Origin of the sequence: Slackia equolifaciens, from assembly GCF_003725995.1 — a bacterium.
Taxonomy (GTDB): Bacteria; Actinomycetota; Coriobacteriia; order Coriobacteriales; family Eggerthellaceae; genus Slackia; species Slackia equolifaciens.
In genome coordinates, this window is sequence record NZ_QIBX01000001.1 from 416009 (window position 1) to 439503 (window position 23495).

At 59.5% G+C, this 23495-nt stretch carries 18 protein-coding genes; 11 read left to right on the forward strand and 7 right to left on the reverse strand.

Going from position 1 to position 23495, the window contains the following annotated elements:
- Positions 1-2: 2 nt before the first annotated feature.
- Both DMP06_RS01685 and DMP06_RS01690 read right to left on the reverse strand, forming a co-directional pair.
- The gene (locus DMP06_RS01685; RefSeq protein ID WP_245962319.1) at positions 3-3170 is read right to left on the reverse strand and encodes a molybdopterin-containing oxidoreductase family protein; all 3168 of its coding nucleotides are present in this window, start codon (positions 3168-3170) and stop codon (positions 3-5) included.
- A 304-nt stretch (positions 3171-3474) separates the two neighbouring features.
- Positions 3475-5001 carry a LuxR C-terminal-related transcriptional regulator gene (locus DMP06_RS01690; RefSeq protein ID WP_161957790.1) on the reverse strand — a complete coding sequence of 509 codons (1527 nt, stop codon included), beginning with the start codon at positions 4999-5001 and terminating at the stop codon, positions 3475-3477.
- Positions 5002-5273: 272 nt separating this feature from the next.
- On the opposite strand from DMP06_RS01690, the gene DMP06_RS01695 reads away from it, so the two are divergent.
- Together DMP06_RS01695 and DMP06_RS01700 are read left to right on the forward strand one after the other, a co-directional pair.
- The gene (locus tag DMP06_RS01695) at positions 5274-6458 is read left to right on the forward strand and encodes a 4Fe-4S binding protein (RefSeq protein WP_123208001.1); all 1185 of its coding nucleotides are present in this window, start codon (positions 5274-5276) and stop codon (positions 6456-6458) included.
- A gap of 10 nt (positions 6459-6468) precedes the next feature.
- Complete coding sequence (locus DMP06_RS01700; RefSeq protein ID WP_123208002.1) at positions 6469-8346, forward strand: UvrD-helicase domain-containing protein; 1878 nt, start codon at positions 6469-6471, stop codon at positions 8344-8346.
- 165 nt (positions 8347-8511) lie between these two features.
- Here the strand turns inward: DMP06_RS01700 and DMP06_RS01705 are convergent, their stop codons facing one another.
- Both DMP06_RS01705 and DMP06_RS01710 read right to left on the reverse strand, forming a co-directional pair.
- The gene (locus tag DMP06_RS01705; RefSeq protein WP_123208003.1) at positions 8512-9306 is read right to left on the reverse strand and encodes a nitroreductase family protein; all 795 of its coding nucleotides are present in this window, start codon (positions 9304-9306) and stop codon (positions 8512-8514) included.
- 107 nt (positions 9307-9413) lie between these two features.
- On the reverse strand, positions 9414-10766 hold the full coding sequence (locus tag DMP06_RS01710) for a sodium-dependent transporter (RefSeq protein WP_245962320.1): 1353 nt from the start codon (positions 10764-10766) through the stop codon (positions 9414-9416).
- A gap of 622 nt (positions 10767-11388) precedes the next feature.
- On the opposite strand from DMP06_RS01710, the gene DMP06_RS01715 reads away from it, so the two are divergent.
- Positions 11389-11838, forward strand: a complete 450-nt coding sequence (locus DMP06_RS01715; RefSeq protein ID WP_123208057.1) for an Hsp20/alpha crystallin family protein — start codon at positions 11389-11391, stop codon at positions 11836-11838.
- 295 nt (positions 11839-12133) lie between these two features.
- Here the strand turns inward: DMP06_RS01715 and DMP06_RS01720 are convergent, their stop codons facing one another.
- Complete coding sequence (locus DMP06_RS01720; protein WP_123208005.1) at positions 12134-13135, reverse strand: Ppx/GppA phosphatase family protein; 1002 nt, start codon at positions 13133-13135, stop codon at positions 12134-12136.
- A gap of 204 nt (positions 13136-13339) precedes the next feature.
- Entirely contained in the window at positions 13340-14170 is an 831-nt protein-coding gene (locus DMP06_RS01725; protein WP_123208006.1) for a deoxyribonuclease IV, read from the reverse strand.
- A gap of 620 nt (positions 14171-14790) precedes the next feature.
- On the opposite strand from DMP06_RS01725, the gene DMP06_RS01730 reads away from it, so the two are divergent.
- The gene (locus tag DMP06_RS01730) at positions 14791-15237 is read left to right on the forward strand and encodes a hypothetical protein (protein WP_123208007.1); all 447 of its coding nucleotides are present in this window, start codon (positions 14791-14793) and stop codon (positions 15235-15237) included.
- Between the two features lie 66 nt (positions 15238-15303).
- On the opposite strand, the gene DMP06_RS01735 is transcribed toward DMP06_RS01730, so the two are convergent.
- On the reverse strand, positions 15304-16878 hold the full coding sequence (locus DMP06_RS01735) for a PucR family transcriptional regulator (protein ID WP_123208008.1): 1575 nt from the start codon (positions 16876-16878) through the stop codon (positions 15304-15306).
- A gap of 144 nt (positions 16879-17022) precedes the next feature.
- Here DMP06_RS01735 and DMP06_RS01740 point away from each other — a divergent pair, with 144 nt between their 5' ends.
- The 7 genes from DMP06_RS01740 (at position 17023) to DMP06_RS11285 (ending at position 23403) form a co-directional block, all read left to right on the forward strand.
- Positions 17023-17271: a phosphopantetheine-binding protein gene (locus DMP06_RS01740; RefSeq protein WP_123208009.1), complete on the forward strand. Its 249-nt coding sequence runs from the start codon at positions 17023-17025 to the stop codon at positions 17269-17271.
- Positions 17272-17310: 39 nt separating this feature from the next.
- Positions 17311-19083: a CocE/NonD family hydrolase gene (locus DMP06_RS01745; protein ID WP_245962321.1), complete on the forward strand. Its 1773-nt coding sequence runs from the start codon at positions 17311-17313 to the stop codon at positions 19081-19083.
- Positions 19084-19173: 90 nt separating this feature from the next.
- Complete coding sequence (locus DMP06_RS01750; RefSeq protein ID WP_161957791.1) at positions 19174-19566, forward strand: holo-ACP synthase; 393 nt, start codon at positions 19174-19176, stop codon at positions 19564-19566.
- A 2-nt stretch (positions 19567-19568) separates the two neighbouring features.
- Entirely contained in the window at positions 19569-20555 is a 987-nt protein-coding gene (locus tag DMP06_RS01755) for a phosphate acyltransferase (protein WP_123208011.1), read from the forward strand.
- Between the two features lie 12 nt (positions 20556-20567).
- Positions 20568-21671 (forward strand): butyrate kinase, encoded by a 1104-nt coding sequence (gene buk, locus DMP06_RS01760; protein WP_123208012.1) that lies wholly within the window; start codon positions 20568-20570, stop codon positions 21669-21671.
- Between the two features lie 2 nt (positions 21672-21673).
- Complete coding sequence (locus DMP06_RS01765; RefSeq protein ID WP_123208013.1) at positions 21674-22909, forward strand: L-lactate MFS transporter; 1236 nt, start codon at positions 21674-21676, stop codon at positions 22907-22909.
- A 257-nt stretch (positions 22910-23166) separates the two neighbouring features.
- Entirely contained in the window at positions 23167-23403 is a 237-nt protein-coding gene (locus DMP06_RS11285) for a hypothetical protein (RefSeq protein ID WP_148042475.1), read from the forward strand.
- Positions 23404-23495 lie beyond the last annotated feature (92 nt).

Consider the following 23495-nt stretch of genomic DNA (forward strand, 5'->3'; position numbering starts at 1 on the left):
GCCTATTCCTCCTCTCGAATGTCGTAGTCGGGCAGCCATTCCTTCAGGCGAGGATCGGTGCAATCCCAGATGATCTCGGTGCCGTCCTCGGTAGCGCACGGGATGGGGTTACCGTTGGGGCTGTTCTCGGGAGTGGCCTTGTAGATCTTGCAGCGCACGCCGCGCATGTGGGTGGACGAGATGAACTTGTCGCCGCCCTCGGGATCCCACAGGCACTCGGCGTTGACCAGGTCGAAGCCGTGCGTCGGAGCGGGCAGCTCGGGGAACCACCAGCCGTGCTCGGCGTTCGCCCAGCCAGGAGCGATGCCTTCGTAGATGTCCACGCACTCGCGGATGGGCTTGCAGTACTTCTTGCCCAGCTCGGAGTGGGGCTCGACCTCGATCCAGGCCCAGTCGCCCTGCTTGAGGCCCAAGGCCTCGGCGTCGGCGGGGTTGAGCTCCAGGCGAGGAACCGGCCACAGCTCGCGGCACCACGGCAGCTGGCGATGCTCGGAGTGGAAGTACACGGGGATACGGCGTCCGGTGGTCAGAATAATCGGGTAATTCTGCTTGGACTCCTCGGAATCCCACTCGCCGCCGGGGGCGGTGCGGCAGGGCTCGAAGTTGGGCATCATTTCCTTGACGACGTCAAACTTGCCGGGCTCGAACTCGTTGGCCTTGTCGATGCAGTAGGTCTCGAACATCATCGGCCAGAACTCCACCAGGCCCGAAGGCGTGGGGCAGCCGAAGTTGGCGTCGGTGGGCTGACCCTTTTCATCGACCGACCACGGGGCGGCCGTGCAGGCATCCTTGCCCATGCGCATCCAGCCGGTCTCGAAACGACGATAGGTGCCCCAGCGATTGGGCTCGAGAACCTTGGCGTTCCACCAGCCATGCTCCTGGAAGTCGTTGTAGAAGTCCTCCCAGTGCTCCCACTTGCATCCGGGGTAACGGGTGTTGAAGCCGTTGACCTCGTTGTGGGCCTGGAACCAATCCTCGAGGCGCTCATCGGAGCTGTAGGCACCGGGGGCGTCGCCGGCGATGTTGGTCCAGGTGCCGTTGATGTTGCCTTCCTTCTCGAAGGCCTCGAACAGCAGGCGGTTCACGTCGTAGTCGAACTTGACGTCCTTCGGCGGATCGACCGCGCGGCACGTGATTCCGATACCGCCGGAAGCGCCCTGCGACACGCGGATGTTGTTGATCTCCAGCCAGTGGGCCACAGGCAGGCAGATGTCGGCCACCTCGGTGGAGGGATGATGGAACATGTTCAGGTCAACCCAGAAATCCAGCGTCTTCAAAGCCTCCCACGCGAAGTTGGCGTTGCCCTCGTTCATGAACGAGCCGGCCTCGTTGATGCCGACGCGAATCGGGTAGGGATCGCCGTCGAGAATCGCGTTGTAGGTGCTTACGACGTCGCTCCATTCGTTGTACACGGAGAGGAGCGGGTACTTGTCGTTGCCCACCATGTTGTTGTAGCACTCGTACTGATCGGGGATGTTCGTGGGGTCGATCTCTTCGTCCGGATAGTACGGAAGCGGCGTGCCCAGACCCTTGAGCTGCTTCTTGACGCTCTGAGGCATGTTGGAGCCGGGAGCGGCGGTCGCCTGCTCGTCAACGGGGGTGCGGGACAGGCCGCGGTTGCCGGCGGGGCCGTCGAAGTTGCCCGTAGTGTAGGACAGGTTCAGGACCGCGCGCACCGTCTGGGTGCAGTTGCCTTCCTGGTCGGGCGACAGGTTCAGGTGAATGCCGCCGTTGCCGTAGTTCTGGCCCTCAGGACGGGTGGCCCACACGAGGCAGGCTTCCTCGATCATCTGCGGGTCGAGCTTGGTGATCTCGGCGCACCAATCAACGGTGCAATCCTTGACGGAGTCGACCAGGTACGACCACACGGGGCGAACCGTGTGCTTGGTGCCGTCGGCCAGCGTGACCTCGTGGCTGCCGGTCATATCGAAGTCGATGTCGGCTTCTTCCAGCTCATGATAGGAAATCGGAGGCAGGTAGCCTTCCTGCGAGGTGCCCTCGTAGACCACTTCCATCTCGTCGCGCGAAGGAGCGGTGTGGTGGCAGCCCTCCCACTGGGTGGTGTCGGTATCCCAGTACACCAGGCCGCCCTTGCCGTCGTTGGCCTTCTTGTTCCACGCGTAGAACCTGCGGCAGCTGCCGCCTTCCTTGACGTCGCTTTCCTTGAGCAGGCGGGTCTTCAGCTTGTCGCCCGTCAAATCGGGAACGGCAACCACCGGGGTGGAAAGCGTGTTGTAACGGCCGCCCGTGGGCTCCATGTCCTCGCACACCAGGATAGGCGCGTTGGTCCAGCGCTTGACGAACTCCCAGTCCACCAGGTCGTTGTCGATGATGATCTTCTGCCAGCACAGCGCCAGCGCGCAGTCGGTGCCGGGCTCCAGGTTCAGCCAGTAGTCGGCTTCCTTGCCCGAGCCGGACAGACGCGGGTCGATGCAGATGTGCACATCGGCGGAGGTCATCTTGTCGACGATGTTGCGGCACGAGTCGTCGTAGTTCGAGTTCTCGGGCGCGGTGCCCCACTGCACGTACACGCGCGGGCCATCGCGGAGAGCGAACCACGGCGCGCCGTCGATGGAGGTGATCCAACCCATCAGACGACGTGGACCCTTGCAGATGGACGATGCCACGCGAGCGTTGGGGCTGTCGAACAGCCACTTATAGAACGCGTAGGGGCCGTACACCCACTGGCGCGAGGTACCGCACATGCCGAAGCAGCCCTGGCCGCCGTACTGCTGGATGGACTCGTTGAACTTCTTGCCGATGGTGGACATCGCCTCGTCCCAGGTGATGCGCTGCCAACCGGGATCCTCTCCCTTAGGATTGGTGCGCTTGACCGGGTGGTAGATGCGCGCAGGATGGTAGCAAGCCTGCAGCGACGCCTGGCCCTTGGAGCAATGGTTACCCGACGACTGGAACGACGACTGGTCGCCTTCGGTCCTGATGACGCGGCCGTCTTGGACGGTTACCCAAACGCCGCATTCCATCTTGCCGCAGCCGCGGCAGCAGGAACGGATTCGCTTGACTTCGCCGGCCTGCGCTACGGCTTCGCTCGTATCGGTCTCGGTCAGCGTGGAGCAGCCCGTCACTGCGCTGCTGAGCGCGGCGGCGGCAAGCGTCACGGCAGACAGCTTCGCGAACGAGCGACGCGTCATGGTACGTTTACCCATCATTCCCCCTTCACTTGTCTTAGAGCTCCTCTACTTTCCGGAGTCGGAACCTCGAAGACCGCACGCCGCCTAAACGCAGGCGTTTTGCCCAAGAGCGCCGCACGCGATGGGTGACATGCCGATCGACGCTCCGTATCCCCCTGCCGATTGCGCGCGAGCAATGCGCGCAATCCAACGGTTCGATTGTGGAGGAATCAAGGAGGCAATCCATCATGCAATGTCTATGAAAGTTGTCCCAGAAGCAGAAAACCCGCATCATGCAAGTTGCACGATGCGGGCGTTTTGCCTGATAGATAAACGTTGCTTGCTATTCCTTGGGTCCGCGATTGCTCTCGATCAGCGCGATGAGCTCAGGGCGGGAATGCTGCCCGGTTTTCTCATAAATGTGGCGCAGATGCGTGGAGAACGTGCCGCGCGAGATGGAAAGCTCGTCCTGGATCTGAGTGCCCGTGAGTCCCTTGGCGTAAAGCTTCATCACCTCGGTTTCACGCGGCGTGAGCTCGCACTCCTGCGCGATAACGTCGCATGCGTCCATGAAGCGCACCCTGTGCGACACGGCGGGGCTTTCCGCTGCATCGGCCACCAAGGCCTCGGCAGGCGTGATGATGCGCGCCAAGTCGCTTTCCTTGAACACGAACAGATAAGACAGAAGAATCAGGCCCACCGATGCCGCCGCCACGAGCGAAAGCATCTGCGCGTCGAAGGGCTCGAACGACGTGAGCAGGCGCCCCACCAGCGACCCGATCAGCACACCGAGCGACACCATGCCCCAGCCGATGCCGAACGTGACCATGGAATTGAGCGAATGCTTGTGTGCCATCTCGGCAAGGATGAGCCAGATGAGCACGTTGAACGTGCCGTACCCCATAAGCGCGAGCGTGCAGCCCACCATCGTATAGCCCTCGAGGATGGGCAGCATCATGTAGAACACGGCCATGATGAGCACCACGATCTTATACACCTTGCGCAGACCGCCGTCGGGCGTGCGGCTCAGCGCGATGTAGATGATGAGCGTGGTGAGCACGCCGGCGATCACCAGCGGGAACTGATAGAAGTCATGCACCGAAATCTGGTAGTGCGAGATGTAGACCGCGCGCACGGCGCCGTCGGCCACGCCCACGGCCATGGCGCAGGCGCCAATCTTGAGGGCGAATCGCATGAGATCGATATGCGCGTTCGCATCGCGCGGCTTGTCGCGGTCGGCCTTGAACGCCTCAAGGCGCGACGCCAGAATCCAACCCGAAATCATAGGCAGGACCGAGCAGATAAACGTGGAAGCGTAGCGATCGAGCGACACCACGAACGAGAACACGACAGCCGCGATGAGGAACGCGAACGGAACTTCGAGATTCGTTTTGTCCGAGCTTTCAATCTTGTAGAGCTGGCCGTATCCGACTTCGATAAGCGCCGAGCCGATACCTGTGAGGGCACCGCCGGCAAAGCAGAACACGGGCGCCGGAACGCCGTCAATCACGCTCGCGGCGATGCACAGCGTGCCAACCGTGGCAAGGATGGGAGCGAAATACCGGGTAGTGCGCCCAATCGCCCATCGTTCCGCCTGAGGGCGGAACAGCGCGCACGCGAACAGCACAAGGCACAGAAACACCGTGGACACGATGTAGGAGTTCTGCAGCCATTGATTGTTGTTGCCGGTGAGGAACGTCGCCGTGATATCGAGGAAGAGCAGATAGACCCAGGCGCGCATGAGCGCGAACCCGATGCAGCGGGCGTTCATGAGCCCTTCAAGACGCGAGCAGACGCACGAAAGACCACGTTGGGAACCATCCCCAACGCCGTTTTCTATCGGATTGCTCATTGCTTTCGAGTCGATCATCGACGCTTCTCGTCCCATCTTCCTGACGCACAGCGGTCAGATGTAAGTTTATCATTATGGCGCACCGGGGCAGCATAAAGTTCCAAACCGTCACCATGGTTCATGGGTTTCATTGAGGCTCGGCGCCTCTCGGGCGGATCATCACGCGCCCTGGCCGCTTCGACGAAAATCGTGCCCGCCCCTCTTTTCGTTGACACCGCATCGCGCCCTCCTATAATGAATCCTTGGGGGTTGGGGCGATGAACGTTCCTTGGACAGTGGAAAGGCGTTTCATGGCTCCATTAGACAGCATGTTCGGCATGCTCGACAAAATCAAAAGCGCCGATATCTCGGTATACCAACAGCGCTGCGTTGCCGTGCGCAACCGCAATGCGTCGTGCATGCGGTGTGCGCAAGCGTGCACGTCGGGCGCCATCTCCTATGACGACAATCAGCTTATCATCGAGCCCGACAAGTGCATCGGCTGCGGCACGTGCGCAACCATGTGCCCCACCTGCGCGCTTGAAGCCCATAGGCCCAACGATGCCGAGCTCCAGCGCGCGGTGCTTGCCGCGGCGCAGAAAAACGGCGGAGTCGCGGTTATCGCCTGCCGCCAGATCGTGGATGCCGCAGGCAATATGCTCGACGCCTCTAAGGTGGTGGCGGTCGAATGCCTGGGCCGCATCGAGGAATCCCTGATAACGGCATGCGCCGTGGCGGGCGTGTCCAAGGTGATGTTGGTGCAGGGCGCTTGCGCGGAATGCGATCACGCCGTGGGGCTGGAGACGGCGCAAGCGGTGTGCGATACCGCCAACGAGCTTCTGCGCGTATGGGATTGCCCCATGAGGGCCAAGATCGCCGACCGGTTCCCGCGCGACGTGCGCGCCCCCGAAGGCCGCGCCTATGACGAGGTGCGCCGCAACTTCTTCTTCAAGGTGAAAGACGAGAGCAAGCGCATCGCCTCTACCGTGGTCGATGAGACCCTCAAGGAAGAGCTGGGTGAGAAGGAGCCCGAAGAGCCGCGGTTCATCAAGGTCATGGACGACGGCACGCTCCCCCACTTCATTCCCGACCGTCGCGAGCGTCTGCTGGACAACCTGGCGGCGCTGGGCGAACCGAGCGACGAACTCATCGACGTGCGTCTGTGGGGCCACGTGGTAATCAATCCTGACATCTGCAACTCTTGCCGCATGTGCGCAACGTTCTGCCCCACCGGGGCTTTGCGCAAGTTCGACGAGGAAGACGGCACGTTCGGCGTGGACCACTATCCCGGCGACTGCGTGAAATGCCGCTGCTGCGAAGACATCTGCCCCACCACGGCCCTCAAGGTGTACGATGAGGTGCTGACCGTGGACATCCTCGACGGCGGGGTCGAGCGCAACGAGATGCGCAAACCCGACATCAATTACGAGAGCCCGAAGAAGGGCATGTTCGCCATGCGCAAGCTGCTCGGCTTCGACGAAGTGTACGAACGGTAAGGCGGGCTTCATGGATACATATTCGAACATCACCGTGGTGCACGGCGGCGCTTCGTCGGGCAAGACCGCGTTTCTCATCTCCCGCGTAAAAGAGCTCATAGACACCGGCATGGCACCGGAGAACATCCTGGTGGTAACGCCGTCCCTCACGGCCTGCCGCGCGTTTTCGCTTCGCCTCGCGCAAGAGGCGCCCGAGGTCGCCGAACGTGTTGCAGTGCGCACGGCACAGGACGTGTGCCTGGACACGATTGCGCAGGGCGGCGGAGCCAGAACGCGACGCGCGATGGCGGCGGAATGGACGTTCGTCCTTGCCGACCTCCGCTCCCCAGGCGTCGACGGCGCCACGACGAAGCGCTGCCTGAGCGAAACGTTCGCGCGCTGGCGACGGGGCGACTTTGCCCTCCCCGATGAGGGTCCCCATCGTCACGTGCGGGAGCGGCTGGAGAAATTGCTGGTCCAATATGGGCTCTTAGCTCCCCAAGAGATTGCACCGCGTGCTGCATGTGAGAGTATCACGGCAACGCATGCAGCGGTACTCGTAGACGACGCCCAGAATCTAAGCCGCGCAACGCTTGTTGCGCTCGAGGCGAGTGCGGCGCATGAATTCGTCGTGGCATGGAACGACCAGGTTTCCCTTAAGGGATTCGACGAATGCGCCGGCGACATTTCGCTGCAAGAATTCCTGGAAAAACACGGCAGCGCCAAGGTGGTCAGCCTGCCAGCATTCCTGGACGCGGCAGCGGAAAACCCCGCCACCGCGCCCGCCAACACGCATATCAAAGCGTTCGCCCACGCGGTGGCACACGCCGATTGCGCCGCTTATGACCGCCTCTGCGACGCAGGAGCAATCGCATTCAACGACGAGAGCGTCGTCTTGCTGAAATGGCGCACGCCCGACGATGAGCCCGACGGCGTCGCCAAATTGGTCCGCTCGATGGTCGACGAGGGCACGGCTCTTCCTGGTGAAATCTATGTGGCGGTTCCCAACCGCACATGGGGCATCGCGATGCGACGCGCCCTCACGCGACGCTGGCTGGATGCGACCATGGCGCTCGACGACGAGCCCGTGCGCGGCAACCCCGCCAAACCCGCCGCAGCGGGCGCGTATCTCGCCTATGCAAAAGCGGCGTTGCTCGCCGATGCTCATGACGTCATGGCATGGCGCATCTGGTGGGGTGCCGGACAGCCCGACCTCGGTACCGGCCTATGGCGTGCATTCGAGGAATGGAGCAAATCGGAGAGCCTTTCGCTCGCCGAGGCGATCGAACGCATTGCCCAGGACACGACGGCCATCCCGGCTTCGTTTGCGCCGTTTGCTGCTCGCGTGCAGGAGGGAATGTCGTTCATCGAAAGAAACAGCGGGCTCAAGGGCTTCTCGCTTACGCAGACGGTCTTCAGCGGCCTTGCCGACGACCCGTTTGATCTGGACGACGTCCTTAACGGCACCGAGGACGCCGCCCAGCTGGTTGCGATAATCCGCGAAGCCTCGTATTCACGCACGTTCGACTTTGATCCGAATCATGTGCTCGTAGGCTCGTACCGAGGCGTTGCGGGGCTGTCGCCGCGCGTCGTGGTGATGACGGGCGCCATGGACGGCTTCATCCCCTCGGCAACATGCTTCGATCCGAATGGGGCAATCATTGAGGAAGGTGCGCTCGACAGCCAACGCGCGATTTTCGCTGCAGCGGCATCGAAGGCACGCGACAAGCTGGTCATATCCACATTCCAGCGAGCCGATCAGGACCTCGCCTGCAAGCTGGGTCTGCGCGAACGCAGGTCGCGCATCGACGCGGGCAAGCGTGTTTCCATGCTCTCACGCTCACGCTTCATCGAAGACGCGGGCAACGCCGCCCCCGGATCCCAAAGCGGCGAGCAGTACGTCCAATAAACGCGTCGCAGACAAAGGAAGGCCCGCCAAAGACGGGCCTTCCTAAACACATACTATCAATCTTGCTGCCATACTGCAGACTCGTCAGAATACTGTTCCGCTCGTTTGCGCTGACAGGCTTCTCATGCACCGAGCGACAATCCTGCCACCCGCAGCAATCAGTTCCTATCGCGCTACAAATTTCCCCGGCTTGCGGGGTGCGGTGCGCCGATAGGCAACCGAGGGATAGCCCGCGAGCATGCAGCAGGCCACAGGTGCATCGCCCAGGCCAAGCCAGTCCCGCAGCGCAGGACTCGCCGACAGGATGCGTTTCATGTACCCGCTGTGCAGCACGCCGGCGCCGTGCGCTGCGGCCACTATCTCCATGTTCGCTGCCGCCAAGCCGGCATCCCACATATTCTCTGTCGAAATAACCACGAACGCGGGCGCATTGAACAGCAGGTTGTCTTTGCCTGCTTCATACGCCTGGATGAAGCCCTCGAATTTCCTAGCATACGCCGGAACTTCCGCTTCAATGGTTCGCACCACATTGGGCATCTCGCGCCAAAGCAGCTCCCGAAATTCGGGCATCTCCCGTTGGATAATCGTAAAGCTCGTGCCCTGGAGGTTGCGCGCCGTGGGCGTATAGCGCCCCGCCTCGAGCATGGCGTGCACCACGTCATCGGAAAGCGGACGATTCTGGAACTGGCGAATGCTGCGGCGCGCCTTAATCGCATGCAGAGCCCGCGCAGGATCAAGCGCGGCACCGTCGCACGGCTCGACCTCGCTCATATCGAGCCCTTCGATACGCACGGCGTCCTGCGGGCAAACCGCCACACAGTGACCGCACTCCAAGCAGGGAACGAGGCACTCTGCCACCCCATCTGCATTCAGATGCATCGTGCCCGGAAAACAATCCTCCACGCACGCGCCGCACCCGATGCACGCCTGCACGTCAACGACAACCGTCGAACCCGCCATGCAATCCCCCTCTAAAATCAATCGACCCGCCGCTCATGCGACGGGTCGATTCTAACGCATGACCCTCGAGCATTCCATGAAGCTGAGGGCTGGATGCCTTCAGTCGCCTATCCGATACCGCCGAAGAAGATACCCAGCACGATAACCGCGGCGGTGATACCCACGAACAGGTACTTGGTCATGGGCTCGAACCAACGACCAATCTCCTTCTCGCGCCCAAGCTGAGCCTGCGCCTTGGCAAAGCCCTTGGGGCATACCCAGAAGAACATGACGGCAGCCATCAGCGCACCCACCGGCATGGCGTAGATGGAAACGGCATCCATCCAGTTGCTCACCGCATCGCCGCTCTCGATGAACACGCCCACGGCAAGCGCCACCACGGCGGTGATCAGCACGGCGGCCCAACGCGGCAGATGAGCCTGCTCCTGCAGCGCCTCGATAGGCGGCTCGAAGAGGTTCACCAGGCTGGTGATGGCCGCGCACACCACAGCCAGGAAGAACAGGAAACAGAACACGCCGCCCATAGGCATCTGCTGGAACACCTGAGGCAGCGCGATGAACAGCAGCGGCGGGCCGGACTGCGTGTCGATGCCGAAGGCAAACACGGCAGGCACCACCACGAGCGCCGAAAGCAGCGCCGCGATAGTGGAGAACACCACCACGTTCTTGGCGGCCGACACCACGTCCACGTCCTTCTTCAGGTAGCTGCCATACACCAGCGTGCCGCCGCCTGCAAGTGAGAGCCCGAAGAACGCCTGACCCAGCGCATACACCCAGGTCTTGGGGTCGCTCAACGCCTCCCAGCGCGGCACCAGCAGGTACTCGTAGCCCGCGAACGCTCCCGGCAACGTAGCCACGCGGATGCCAATGATCACGATAAGCACGAAGAACAGCGGCATCATGACCTTGTTCAATCGCTCGATGCCCTTGGAGATGCCGGCGAGCATGACCGCCAGCGTGATCACGAGCGCCGCCACATGCCATCCGATGCTGCCGAAGTCGGTGGCAAGCTCGCCGAAGTAGGCGCCCACGTCCGGCACGTTCAGGAGCGAGCCCGTAAGCGCCGCAACGGTATACTTTAGAAACCATCCAAGCACGACCGTATAGCCGATGGCGATGCCCAGCGCCGCCACCGTGGGCACGAAGCCGAGCACCTTGCCGATAGTGGAGCCGTGCTTCACGCCGCGCATCTCCAGCGCTTTGGCGAACGCTCCCATAGGGCCGGTGCCCATCGCGCGGCCGAACGCCATCTCGCCGATGACGCCGGTGAGTCCCAGCAGCACCACAAAAATCAGGTACGGAATCAGGTACGCCGCGCCGCCCATTTCGGACACGCGGTACGGAAACAGCCAGATGCCGCTCAGGCCGACCGCCGAGCCAATACACGAAATAATAAAAGCGGTCTTGCCGGTAAACGTGTCGCGAGCTCCGACACCGCCCGATGTGTTCTCTGCCATCATCTTCTCTTTCTATCTCAAGGCGTTACGCATAAATCGCAGCGCCTTCATTCAAGCCGCCCATCGGCGCATCCCCTGCATCGCTTAGGCTCGCACACGGCTGCGACCGGCCATAAAAAAGGCCCTCGGTCGAAACCGAGAGCCGTGTCAGCCTTGATTCAGGTGCGTGACGAAGCTCACGATCGACCGACCGCGTGCGAGCAACGCCACCACCAGCCTCGCGCTGGTGCAGCAGAAACGCGTTTGATGTCGGAATGCGTCACGCTTTGCCCTTTCGTCATACGTTCACGCAGGCGTGATTCCTGCGATTGAGCCACTTTACCATAGCGAAGTACTTTTGCTCGCGAGAACGGGGCAATCCGTCGCGAAATAGCCGTCGGTCACACCGACTTCCCCGCTTCGCACTGGCTCGTCGCGATTCCATGTGCCAAAAGTTACAGAACGGTACTGAATTAGCACTCTCCCTTGCAGAGTGCTAAAAAGCTCCTATACTGCAAATCGTAAGCAAAAGAGTTGCGAGGGTTTGAGACAGAAGCAAAGACGAGGTTCCCGAAGCGCACCCCCTTCCGCCAAGGGTAGCCCGTTAAGCCTCCTCGAAAGTCCCGCACAAAGACAGGAGATGACAATGATGCTGGTACCTGCACGTCGTAGTAATGATTTCTTCAGTGACTTTTTGAGCGATCCGTTTGACCTGGGATTTTTCGGCGGTCGTCCGCAGAAGCAGCCGATTCCCGCAATGATGAAGACCGACATCAAAGAAACCGATAAGGCCTATGAGCTTGAAATCGACCTGCCGGGCTTCAAGAAGGAAAACGTCCATGCAGAGCTCAAAGATGGCTATCTGACCGTGAACGCCTCCACTGAAAGCTCGAGCGAGGACAAATCCGAAGACGGCACCTATCTGCGCAAGGAGCGCTTCACCGGCAGCTGCAGCCGCAGCTTCTACGTGGGCGACGAGATTTCCGAAGACGACATTCGCGCCAAGTTCGAAGACGGCATCCTGAAGATCACCGTGCCCAAGAAGGAGCTGCCCGCCCCCGAGGAGACCAAGAAGCTCATCTCCATCGAAGGGTAATTGCTCCTGTAGCTGGAACACCCATCCCCCTCATTCATATCTCCAAACGAAAAAAGGCCCCGAGGGGCCTTTTTTCGTTGATCGGGCGAAGCATCATGGAAAAATGCGTCATGCGAAGGATGCATCATGTGAAATCTTGCACGGAGCGCGCTTCGGTTTCGCGGAGAAGCACGCTACACCGCGCCACATGCCTCGGAAAGCATCGCCGATGCCCCGCCATCGCAGCTATCGCGCAGCGGACCCCTGCCGCGGGACGGGCTTGGCAATTACTTCGGTCGACGCTACGTCGTCGCGGCTATCGCGTGGCAGGCTTCTTTGCCGCGGGCGTCTTCTTGGCTATGGGCTTTTTTGCCGCCTGGACGCGCGAAGAACCAGCAGAAGGTTGCTCGCCCACGCCGCCCAGCATGCGCTCGATCAGGAAGCCTTCGCGCACTCCGTTCTCACACACATGAAGCGTCTGCGCATCAAAGCGCTCGAAAATCTCCAGCAGCACAGCAAGCCCGCACGAAATAGTATGCAAACGCTCGGGCGAAGTATGCAGAACGGCATCGATGAATGCGCGACGATTCTCGGTCACATCCTCTGCCAGCATCTCGGCATCGACACGCGAAATGTCGCAGTACGACGCCTCCGGTCGCAGCAGCGCGTTCGTTTCGGCAATGGCGCGAATGCTGCCGCCCACACCGAACAGCTTTTTCACGCGGTGCTCCACGATACCGCTCGACTCCGCATCCAGCAGCGCGGCGGTATCGCGCCTGATGGCATCGGCTTCCTGCGGCGTAGGCAGAATATCGGCCACGTGTTTCTTGTACGACGAGAGCGATCCGATGGGCAAGCTCGCGCGCATCACGTCGTTGCCCGCCGCCACCAGCGTAACCTCGGCCGATCCGCCGCCAATATCCACCAGCACGCCGTTGTCCAGCACGTCTTCGTGGCATGCGCCCACAAATCCCAGATGCGCCTCGTCCTCGTCGGAAAGCAACGCGATACTGCAGCCGGCCCCTTTCTCAACCGCAGAAACCGCTTCGGCGCTGTTGGAGATGTTGCGCAGCACGGCGGTGGCAAACACGTCCACGCGCGCCACGTCGAGCAGTGCCGCACGCTTGAGGCAACGCCGCACACTCTCGATGGCGACCTCGACGCCCTTATCAGAGAGCGCGCCGCCTTCGACATACGATGCCAGGCCCGCCGTGATCTTGCGGTTCACGATGGTTTTGAACTTCTTGCCGTCTGCCGACACGTCATACACGCAGAGGCGTACCGTGTTCGACCCGACATCGATAACTCCGTATTTCATAGATGCAATCCGTCCGGTCCCTTGGATCAAATCAACCCGCTCAATTCTTGTTGGCTCGCGATAGCCCTTCGCCCAAAAGCGAAGCTCACTCACGCTCGAACTCGTCAAAGGCTCACGGCGTTCGTTTAGCCCGCAAACCAGCAGGGCTTTTGCACTCAGCAGTATAGCGCCACCGAAAAACCGCTTTGTAAAGCCGGTGTCAAATTAGCCGGCCAAACCACGCAGTAGCTCAATCTCGGCCGCATAGCCGGAAAGCTCGTTGGGCGTTTCCAAGATGAACGGCAGATTGCGCAACTGCGGATGGCGCACAATGCGCCCGAACGCCTCAAGTCCGATAAACCCGTTGCCGATGGTCTCGTGGCGATCCTTATGCGCCCCGCACGGGTTCTTGCTGTCGTTGATATGGATGGCGCGCAGACGCTCGATTCCGATCACGCCGTCGAATTCTTCAAGCACGCCATCCAAATCGTGAACGATATCGTAGCCTGCGTCATGCACATGGCAGGTGTCCAAGCACACGCCCACATGGTCGGATAGCTCCACGCGCTCAATAATGGCCGCCAACTCCTCGAAGCGCCCACCTACTTCGGTGCCTTTGCCTGCCATGGTTTCCAGCAGCACCGTGGTCGATTGCTCGGGTGCCAGCACTTCGTTGAGCAGGCAAGCGATCATTTCGATTCCCGCATCTGCGCCCTGCTTCACGTGGCTGCCGGGATGAAAATTGTAGTAATTGCCGGGCAGAAACTCCATACGCACAAGATCGTCCGCCATGGCCTCGCGGGCGAACCGGCGCGCATGCTCTTTGTCCGAACAAGGATTAAGCGTGTACGGCGCGTGCGCCACCAGTTTGCCAAAGCCTTCCACCTGCAAAAAAGCTCGCAGCTCAGCGGCATCTTCGGGGTCAATGGCCTTCGCCGCCCCACCGCGCGGATTGCGCGTGAAAAATGCAAACGTGGTTGCTCCGATGGAGTGGGCGGTCTTCCCCATGGCGAGAAACCCCTTCGATGATGATAAATGACAGCCGATTGTAAGCATAAATGCGCCTTTCGCAACATGTGTTCCAATTCATTTTGATGAAGCAGTATAAGCCAGAGCCGCGCCGTAAACGCAAACTGCAACAAAGGCCGATATGCTGCAGTTTTTCGACGATCTGCGAAGTATCTTAATTTTTCGTCTGAGTTTCCCCAGTTCACAAGGACGGAAGAAAACGGCTACTTTGCGAGGCGTGAATAAACTGCAGCAAATCGACCTTTGTTTACCTGCTGAACCTCACCTTGAGCTTCAGTGGGCAGGATTGCAGCGCAAAACGACACGGCAAAGCGGAGCTTCGCATCAGGGATACGCAGGCAGGAAGCGATTTTGGCACAGAATAAGCCATCCGAGCAGAAATCGACGCTCTTGGGCCTTTTCGTTAAGCAACCTGACGGTTTGTTGACGTTGGCGTGACAGGCCGCCAACGATTGACGGATGCGGATATATTGCGCCGCGCCGTGTGAGATAGTAGCTGCGCAGAGGAAGCCGATCAATCGAGCTGGGCACGCAGCACGTTCAATCCAAGATGACGTTGCGCGCCCACCCCTCCAAGCCGTCGCATTAAGGCACGACGGCAGCACGTTTCGATAAAACGTCGCCCACACGAGCGGAAAGGCGCAGCCATGAGCAGCATAAACGCAGAAGCATACGTCATCAACGACGACGGCAGTAAAACCGCCATCCCCGTGAACTTTGTCAATGAAGAGCGTGCGTCTTCGGTCAGCGGCAAGGCCGCATCGAGGCGCGCCGAATCTTTCAAGCGTAAATTCGTCCGGGGCAGCGCTCGCACCAATGCAGATAGCGCCGCCCAGGCTGCGCAATCGTATATGCGCTGGTACACAAAGCGTGCGGAATGTGGGTGCAGCGGCGGAACGAATACCCACGGCTATACGCCGCAGAGCCCCTTCACCACCGTCGATGCCACCACGACAGCGCCAAAACGCTCGCTCCACTTAGGCCGACGCATCGTAGGACTCGGCATCGCCGCCGTTGGCGTGCCCTTGCTTATCCTTCCTGGCCCCGGGCTCGCGCTTGTTGGCCTCGGCCTTCTCATGATGGTCATGCCGTAGCGCGAAAGATATCGCGCGATGTGCGCCACGAACGCCTCGGATTCATTTCTAATCGGGGCGTTTTCATCATCCCTGGTCGACGGAATGCAGCGCCCTACCCGACCACAAAATGTCACGCGCTTTAAAATACAGCTGCAAACCAAGGCGCGCATCTCCATCATGCAAATCAATGCCGGTTAACTCTTTGATTTTATTAATACGATACAGAAGCGTGTTGCGGTGTACGTTGAGCTCGCGCGCTGCCGCAACAGGGTCGTTCGTGTGTCGCAGATACGCCTCGAGCGTCTTAAGAAGCTCGCCTGAATTATGAGCGTCGTACTCTTCAATCACAGCGGCGCTCTCGGGTCGCATGTCCGCCAAATCGTTGCGACGCAGGGCCATCTGGAGCACATAGGAGGGAATCATTCGTTCGTAGGAGAAAAGGCGCGTTTCCCCTCGAAGCTGCAGTCCGGTGTCTACGGCGTGGTACGCCTGGCGGTAATTTCTGCGCGTGTCGACCAACGTGTCGAACGACTGACTCGAGCCGCAATACAGGTCGTTCTCGTCGAGAAACGACACCAGCTCCGCCTCTTCCCCCTCCGTCCACACGGCACGGCTCCTGCTCGTCAGCAGCAAGACTATGTTATTCTGGAGAATCGTCCATTTGGCGCGAGGGAGAAACCGCTTCATCTGCCTCGACAGCTGCTGCACACGGGCGGGCGAAAGACCACTGCGCTTGTCCGCAACGACAAGCACCCTGAACCAGTCAAGCGTGTCCCATTTGATGATTCTGCATCGCTGCTCAATGGCTTTCTTGCTTAGAACCTTCTTACTTAGAAGATCACCGAGGAAGTAGTTATGGGCTACGCTTTCGTCGTCTTTGAAAAAATCACTCTTCTCGAGCTCGATGGCGACTAAGTTGGCGAACCGATCGACAAGCTCTTCGTGGTAATCCCGGAACGGCTGATGGTTGTCCACCACGGCAATGGTGGCGATGACCACCCCGTGCAGGACTATGTTCTTGAAAAGCCAGTTCTCGGGAGGATCGGATCTGCTTACCCGAGCTATGCCCCTCCTGCCCATCACCCTCCCTTTGAGAACGCCGTCCCTGCGCATCGCCTCGACGTTGTCCATATGGACGTATCCGAGCGTCTTCTCGAGCTCAAGCGTTTCGTTGCGAAACATCTCGTTGCTCGACATGGCAAGAATTTTGAACGCCGGGTCGTTGACGAACACGGCGTTTCCCAGCACATCGGCAGCGGTATCGACGAGGGATTGCAGCCCCTCGCCCCGGTAGAGCACGTCGAGAATGCGCCGCATGCCCGCGACCACCGATGCCTCATCGATCATGATGTCGGCGACGCGATTGAGTATGTCGAACTGGTTGGTGTTTCTGGGGGCAAGATACAGGTTCACACGCTCGTTCTCCAGGAAATCGGAGGGGATCTCCCCGTCGTCGATACAGACGAGATTCGCCTCGGCATCCCGACCGAACGACCAAGGCAGTTCGGTCGCATACCCCACATACAGGCACGCCGGGAAAAACCGCTCTTGGCGCGGCTTTATCATCTTGTGGGTCTCGATGTAGGCGGGTGCCTCCCTGGTGTTGAGCGGAATGAGACCGAAATCCCCCAGTTGTTCGACTATTCTTCCGATTTCCATTTATGCATCCTCACAATCATTAAGGTGAAATTCGCCCAAAGCCTGTAATGGCGCACATGGTTCCCCGATGTCTCTCTTCCTATAATTTTACTCGTATCAATCCCGAAAAAACATCGGGAAAGCTAGAAATGAGAGGTGGGCATCATGACGGTAAGAGACGACGCGTATCAGAAGATTGTCGAACGCTGCTGCGTTCTCTTTGGAAAAACCCCTGATGAATTGAATGAGGATACTGAATTCATCAAGGATTTGGGCGCACGCTCAGGCAATGTCTCCCAAATGACCAATTTCCTCGAAGATGAATTCGACGTCGAAATCTCATTCATGGAATTTCGTCGCAGAATAACGCTTGGCATGGCCGCAGATTACATAGCAGAACTATGTGAGGAATAACAAATCGGTTCGATATGTACACAGAAAGCGAGGATTAACATGGATGAGACCATGCCCGCACCCGAACGGTTCACCAAGCGAGAGGTCCTTAAGGGCGGCGTCGAGATGGATGTCATCTACCGCAAGGCGAAGACCCCCATCGACCCATCCCTCGAAAACCGCGACGCCGGAGGCGCCGGCATGAACGCGATGGGCATGGGAGTATGCCCCGCCCTCAACCCGCGAACCTACGAAGTCGCCCCCGGCATCATCTGCGAGCAGGATATCGCCGTGGAGATGCGCGACGGCGTGAAGATTTATGTCGACATCTTCCGCCCCAAGGACAAGACCAACATCCCCGTACTCATATCCTGGAGCTTCTATGGCAAGCGCCCCGGAGAGGGGATGAGCGAATGGCAGATCATGGGCGTGGCCCCCGGCACCGTGTCCAAAACTGCGAAGTTCGAATCCCCCGACCCGCTGTACTGGTGCTATCAGGACTACGCGATCGCCAACGTGGATCCGCGCGGAGTGGGACATTCCGAAGGCGACGTCAACTGCTTCGGCACCCAGGACGCCCGCGACGGCTACGACTTCATCGAATGGGTCGCCCAGCAGCCCTGGTGCAGCGGCAAAGTGGGCATGAGCGGCAACTCCGCAGTTGCCATGTCGCAATGGCGCATCGCTGCCGAGCAGCCGCCCCACCTCACTTGCATCGCTCCATGGGAGGGCACGTCCGACATCTATCGAGAGAGCATGTTCGAGGGCGGCGTTCCCGCCATCGCCTTCAACGAGTTCATCGTGGGCTCCATCACCGGCGAGGGCGGCGCCGACGACATGGTTGCTATGGCGCAGCAGTCCCCGCTCATGAACGCATATTGGGAAGACAAGATTCCCGACTTCTCGAAAATCAAGATTCCTGTGTATTGCACCGCCTGCTGGAACCACTTTCACCTTCGCGGCGCCTTCCAAGGGTTCCGCAAAATCAAATCTCGCAAGAAATGGATGCGCGCTCACCGCGAGTTCGAATGGCCTGACGGCTACGACCGCGTGCACCTGCCCGAGCTGAAGATGTTCTTCGACCGCTATCTCAAAGACATCCATAACTGCTGGGAATCCACCCCGCGCGTCCGCCTCGAAGTCCAGGACGCCCATGAGTTCCTCTATGCGCTCGACCGCCCCGAAACGTCTTTCCCACTCAAGCGCACCCAGTATAAGAAACTGTATCTGGACGCCGGCAGCGGAGCGCTGTCCTTTGGACCCGTCGAGCAAGAGACGAGCATCTCCTACGATGGCAACGAAGGCGTCGCCAACTTCGATATCAAATTCGAAGAAGACGTCGAAATCACCGGCTACATGAAGCTTCATCTGTGGGTCGAGGCAGACGGCCACGACGACATGGATATGTTCGTCAACATCCAGAAACTCGACACCAAGGGCGAATGGCTTCCCGTCGACGTCCTGGGCGAGCCACATCCAGGCGCTTGGGGCAAGATGCGCGTATCCCATCGCGCCCTCGATCCCGACCTGTCCACCGATTTTCAACCCATCCAGAGTCACCTCAAGGAAGAGAAGCTTTCGCCGGGCGAAATCGTCCCCGTGGACATCGAAATCGTTCCCACAAGCCGCTTCTGGCACAAGGGTCAGTCGTTGCGCATTCAGATAGCCGGTCGCTACATCCGCGAAGGATGGTTCGAACCTCTATTCTGGGATACCGACAACCACGGCAACCACATCATTCACTCGGGCGGAAAATACGACAGCTACCTGCAAATCCCCACTATTCCTCCGAAATACCAAGACGGAGATATCAAATACGGTACAACCAACTAACGGGAACCGCAACAGGTGACTCTCCTGCCTATCGGCACGACGACAGCGGCGAGGGAATCCATGCCCTCGCCGCTCTCCCAAGGAGCATCCATGATTGTCGGCATCGGAACGGATCTCTTTCGCTACTCGCGTCTCGCCCCCGAATCGCTCGAACCCAACGACCCATTCTTTCGTCGTGCGTTTACAAGCGCCGAACAGCTCCAAGCATCCGAACGTTCAACGCGATTCGAATATCTTGCCGCGCGATTCAGCGCGAAAGAAGCCATCTACAAAGCAATCAGCATCTGCGGCGAAGAGTTTCATCCCGGCGATATTGAAATCATCGACGACGAAGACGGGCAGCCCCATGCCCGCCTATCCGGAAAAACAAAACGGAGATTTGAACGCTTCATTGCCTCGTCTTATTCCATTCACATCTCCCTTTCGCACGAAGACGACCATGTGCTCGCCTTCGCACTCGTGCACACCCAGGAAGGAGCCTGAACATGGATATCATGCAATCCATCTACGAGCGAGCCCGCGCCGCCGACAAAAGCGTCGCTTTACCTGAAGCGACCGAAGAGAAAACCTTGCAGACCGCCCGTATCTGCGTCGACGAAAGCATCTGCACGCCCGTTCTCGTCGGCGATGAAGGACGAATCGAGGAGACGGCCAGACAGTTCGGCATCGACCTCAACGGCATCAGAATTCAGGAGGCCTTTGACGAGGCGTTCCTCGATGACCTCATCGAACGTTATGTGGCGATCCGCCCAATCAACAGCGCGAAAACCATGCGCCGCAAGTCGAAAGACCCCCTTTACACGGCGCTGATGATGCAGGCGGTCGGCGACGTCGATGTCACGTTCGCCGGCATCTCGCACTCAACAGGCGATGTCATCATGGCAGGTCAGATGGTGGTTGGCCTTCAGGAAGGCGTGTCCACCGTGTCAAGCGTCGGCATCTTCAACATCCCCGGCTTCGAAGGTAGCGAGGGGCCGCTTCTCGGATTTGGCGACAGCGCCGTGTGCACCGACCCCGATTCCGACATGCTGGCGAGCATCGCTATCGCGGCATGCAACACCGTCAAGGCACTCGTAGGTTGGGAGCCGCGATGCGCGATGCTCTCCTTCTCCACCGACGGCAGCGGCGACGGGCCGCTGGTCGACAAGGTGGTCGAAGCCGTGAGAATCGCCAACGAACGTCGACCCGATCTTGCGATCGACGGAGAATTCCAACTCGATTCTGCCATCAATCCCACGATAGCCGCAAAGAAAGTGCGTCGCGAAAGCACTGTGGCAGGTAAAGCGAACATCGTCATCTGGCCCGACCTCAACGTAGGCAACATCGGCGTGAAGCTCGTGCAGCAGTTCGCCCATGCCGACGCCTACGGCCCCATGCTCCAGGGCTTCGCCAAGGTGGTCTGCGACTGCTCGCGGTCGGCGCCCGTGTCGGAAATGGTCGGCAATATCGCAATGAGTTGCGTACGCGCATAGGAGGCATCGGCCATGACCACCATCCTCACCATCAATCCGGGATCGACCTCCACCAAGGTGGGGCTGTTCGACAACGATACCGCCCTGTTCACTGAGAAAGTAGCGCACGCCGCTGACAAGCTCGCCTTCTACGAGGGGCTTTCTGAGCAGCTCCCCTATCGCCGCGATTGCATCCTGGAGGCTCTCGGCGCGCATGACGTCGACCTTGCCAAGATTGACGCGTTCGTGGGACGCGGCGGCGGATTGCTGCCGGTTGACGGCGGCACGTATGCCGTCAACTCCACTATGCTCTCGCATGCGATGAAGGCGGCCAACGGCGTCATCCACCCCGCCAACCTCGGAAGCCAGCTCGCCCATGAGTTCGCCCTGTTCGCCGACCCCTCCCATCCTCGCCCGGCATTCGTGGTCAATCCGCCCGATACCGACGAGCTGTGCGACTGCGCCCGCATGACGGGTATCAAAGGCGTGTACCGCCATGTCCATCTCCATGCCCTCAATCTCAAGGAGACGGCTATCCGCCATGCCGCAAGCCTGGGGAGACAATATGAGGAATGCAACTTCGTCGTCTGCCATGTCGGCGGCGGAACAAGCGTCTCCGCCCATCGCAAAGGCAAGATGGTCGACGGCAATGACATCGTCGGCGGCGAAGGACCCATGACCCCTACGCGTTGCGGGGCCATGCCCGTGGTAGAGATCCTCGACCTCATCGAAGAGGGCCGTTCCGTCAAAGAGGTTCGCAAGATGTGCATGAAGACCGGCGGCTTCACCGACCTTCTGGGAACGTCCGACGCTATGGCGGTCCAACAACGCGCCGAATTGGGCGATGCGGAAGCGAAGCGCGCCTGGGATGCGATGCTTTACCAGGTTTGCAAGGAAATCGGCGCGATGGCATGCGTCCTCGGCGGCGAGGTCGACGGAATTGTCCTAGGCGGCGGCATGGTCCACAGCAACGAACTCGTCGACCGCATCATCGCGAATTGCGGGTGGATCGCCCCCGTCACCGCATATCCCGGCGAATTCGAGCTCGAAGCCATGGCAGCAGGCGCGTTGCGCGTGCTGAAAGGTGAAGAGGTCGCCAAGGAATACACTGGCATCCCCGTTTGGCAGGGCTTCTAAAGATGGGCGTCCAAGACTACACACAACGTCGCTGGATCATTCTCGCCGCGTCCTGCATTATCAACCTATGCATCGGCTCCCTTTACGCGTGGAGCGTATTCGCCGATCCGATGGCGGACCATCTCGCAAGCATCGCGGGGACGGAAGAGCAGAACCTCTCCCTGGTATTCACCGTAGCAAACGGCATCGGTCCCGTCACGTTGATATCGGGGGGAATCATCAACGACCGCATTGGTCCACGTCGTCTGATTATCGGCGGTGGCATTCTCTTCGGCGCAGGAATGATAGCATCGGGATTCGCGACAAGCCTTGCAATGCTGCTTGTAACATATGGCCTGGGTGTCGGACTCGGCGTCGGAATGGTCTACGGCGCCACCATAGGCAACGCCGTCAAATTCTTCCCTGATAGACGAGGATTCGTCGGGGGCATCGCGACGGCGGCATACGGTATCAGTTCGGTTATCGTCCCCCTGGCCGCCAACGCCCTTATCGATTCGTACGGCGTTGCTAACGCGTTCAAGGTTCTTGGTGTGGGTATGCTCGCCGTAATCTGCATATGCGGCCTGTTCGTCGAACGCTGCCCCGAAGGCTTCGCTCCCGAGGGATGGATCCCGCGCGCCTCGACCGCAACGCACATCGGCACCACCGACAAGGATTGGCGCGAGATGCTCGCCGACCCGATTTTCTTCATCATGATCGCCATGCTCTGCTGTGGAGCCTTCAGCGGACTCATGATTACCTCGCAGGCATCGCCGATTGCGCAAGACATGATGGGAATGGGTCCGGCACAGGCCGCCCTTATCGTTTCGATGCTCGCCCTACTCAACACCGCAGGAAGGGTAGTATCGGGGTTTTTATCCGACAAGCTCGGCTCCATCGCCACCATTCAAGGCGTATTCGTTTTGACGGCAACGAGCATGGCTATGCTCTTCATATCGAGCACCAGTGCAGAATGGGTGTTCTATCTTGGCATCTGTGGAGCGGGATTCTGCTTCGGATCTATTATGGGAATTTATCCCGGATTTACTGCCTCGCAGTTTGGATTGCGCCACAACAGCGTGAATTACGGCATTATGTTCTGCGGTTTCGCAGCGGCGGGTCTGATTGGCCCAAGCATCATGAGCGTCATCCGCGGCTCATGCGAGTCATACGCGCCAGCATTCCTCGTTGCCGTGGCTCTCGCTATTCTGGGGCTTGCCCTCACGTTCCTGTTCAAGCGCAAAGCAAATAACTCTTGATAGTGCATCGGCTATCGAACAAGACGATTCGTCCGTTACTCATATATTTTATCGACGAAAAACGTCTGGATCCCACGTTTAGCCGCCCCCTATTTCTCATGTTCGAGAGATAGAAGCGATCCGTCGAATCAGGGCGCCATTAGTATGGGACGCGGCGATATTGGGTGCCAACGCGACAAGCCTAGTGGGATTCCAACACCCTCATCGGCCTCGGCCTTCTCATGGTGGTCATGCCGTAGCGCAAAAGGTATCGCGCGATGTGCGCCACGAACGCCCGAAACGCTGAAGCGCCGGAACCCACATGGGCTCCGGCGCTTTCTTTGCCATTCCCAAAAGACTCTTCGGTTCTGCATCAAGAACGTCAGCCATTGTTTTGCAAGCAAGAAACCGGCAAGGTTTTGAAGAGAAACACGACAGAATTCGCTATATTCCCGCAAGAAATCGAACAGCTTTTCGCAAGCCGTCGATCTATCATCCAAGCCCATTTCGCATAGTCTTCGCCGCAGAAAGCAAATCCGCAGGAAAGGGTTCGACAAGGTTTTGAGGCTAGCATTTTCTCATCCGATAATAGAAAGGTTAGGGGAAA

Excerpts from the sequence above, each read along its gene's own strand:
- DMP06_RS11285 (WP_148042475.1), top strand. The coding sequence starts at position 23,167 with ATGTGCGCCACGAACGCCCGAAACGCTGAAGCGCCGGAACCCACATGG.
- DMP06_RS01755 (WP_123208011.1), top strand. The coding sequence starts at position 19,569 with ATGGATATCATGCAATCCATCTACGAGCGAGCCCGCGCCGCCGACAAA.
- buk (WP_123208012.1), top strand. The coding sequence starts at position 20,568 with ATGACCACCATCCTCACCATCAATCCGGGATCGACCTCCACCAAGGTG.
- DMP06_RS01700 (WP_123208002.1), top strand. The coding sequence starts at position 6,469 with ATGGATACATATTCGAACATCACCGTGGTGCACGGCGGCGCTTCGTCG.
- DMP06_RS01725 (WP_123208006.1), bottom strand. The coding sequence starts at position 14,170 with ATGCTTACAATCGGCTGTCATTTATCATCATCGAAGGGGTTTCTCGCC.
- DMP06_RS01695 (WP_123208001.1), top strand. The coding sequence starts at position 5,274 with ATGGCTCCATTAGACAGCATGTTCGGCATGCTCGACAAAATCAAAAGC.
- DMP06_RS01705 (WP_123208003.1), bottom strand. The coding sequence starts at position 9,306 with ATGGCGGGTTCGACGGTTGTCGTTGACGTGCAGGCGTGCATCGGGTGC.
- DMP06_RS01685 (WP_245962319.1), bottom strand. The coding sequence starts at position 3,170 with ATGATGGGTAAACGTACCATGACGCGTCGCTCGTTCGCGAAGCTGTCT.
- DMP06_RS01750 (WP_161957791.1), top strand. The coding sequence starts at position 19,174 with ATGATTGTCGGCATCGGAACGGATCTCTTTCGCTACTCGCGTCTCGCC.
- DMP06_RS01715 (WP_123208057.1), top strand. The coding sequence starts at position 11,389 with ATGATGCTGGTACCTGCACGTCGTAGTAATGATTTCTTCAGTGACTTT.
- DMP06_RS01690 (WP_161957790.1), bottom strand. The coding sequence starts at position 5,001 with ATGATCGACTCGAAAGCAATGAGCAATCCGATAGAAAACGGCGTTGGG.
- DMP06_RS01710 (WP_245962320.1), bottom strand. The coding sequence starts at position 10,766 with ATGATGGCAGAGAACACATCGGGCGGTGTCGGAGCTCGCGACACGTTT.
- DMP06_RS01720 (WP_123208005.1), bottom strand. The coding sequence starts at position 13,135 with ATGAAATACGGAGTTATCGATGTCGGGTCGAACACGGTACGCCTCTGC.
- DMP06_RS01765 (WP_123208013.1), top strand. The coding sequence starts at position 21,674 with ATGGGCGTCCAAGACTACACACAACGTCGCTGGATCATTCTCGCCGCG.
- DMP06_RS01740 (WP_123208009.1), top strand. The coding sequence starts at position 17,023 with ATGACGGTAAGAGACGACGCGTATCAGAAGATTGTCGAACGCTGCTGC.
- DMP06_RS01730 (WP_123208007.1), top strand. The coding sequence starts at position 14,791 with ATGAGCAGCATAAACGCAGAAGCATACGTCATCAACGACGACGGCAGT.
- DMP06_RS01735 (WP_123208008.1), bottom strand. The coding sequence starts at position 16,878 with ATGGAAATCGGAAGAATAGTCGAACAACTGGGGGATTTCGGTCTCATT.
- DMP06_RS01745 (WP_245962321.1), top strand. The coding sequence starts at position 17,311 with ATGGATGAGACCATGCCCGCACCCGAACGGTTCACCAAGCGAGAGGTC.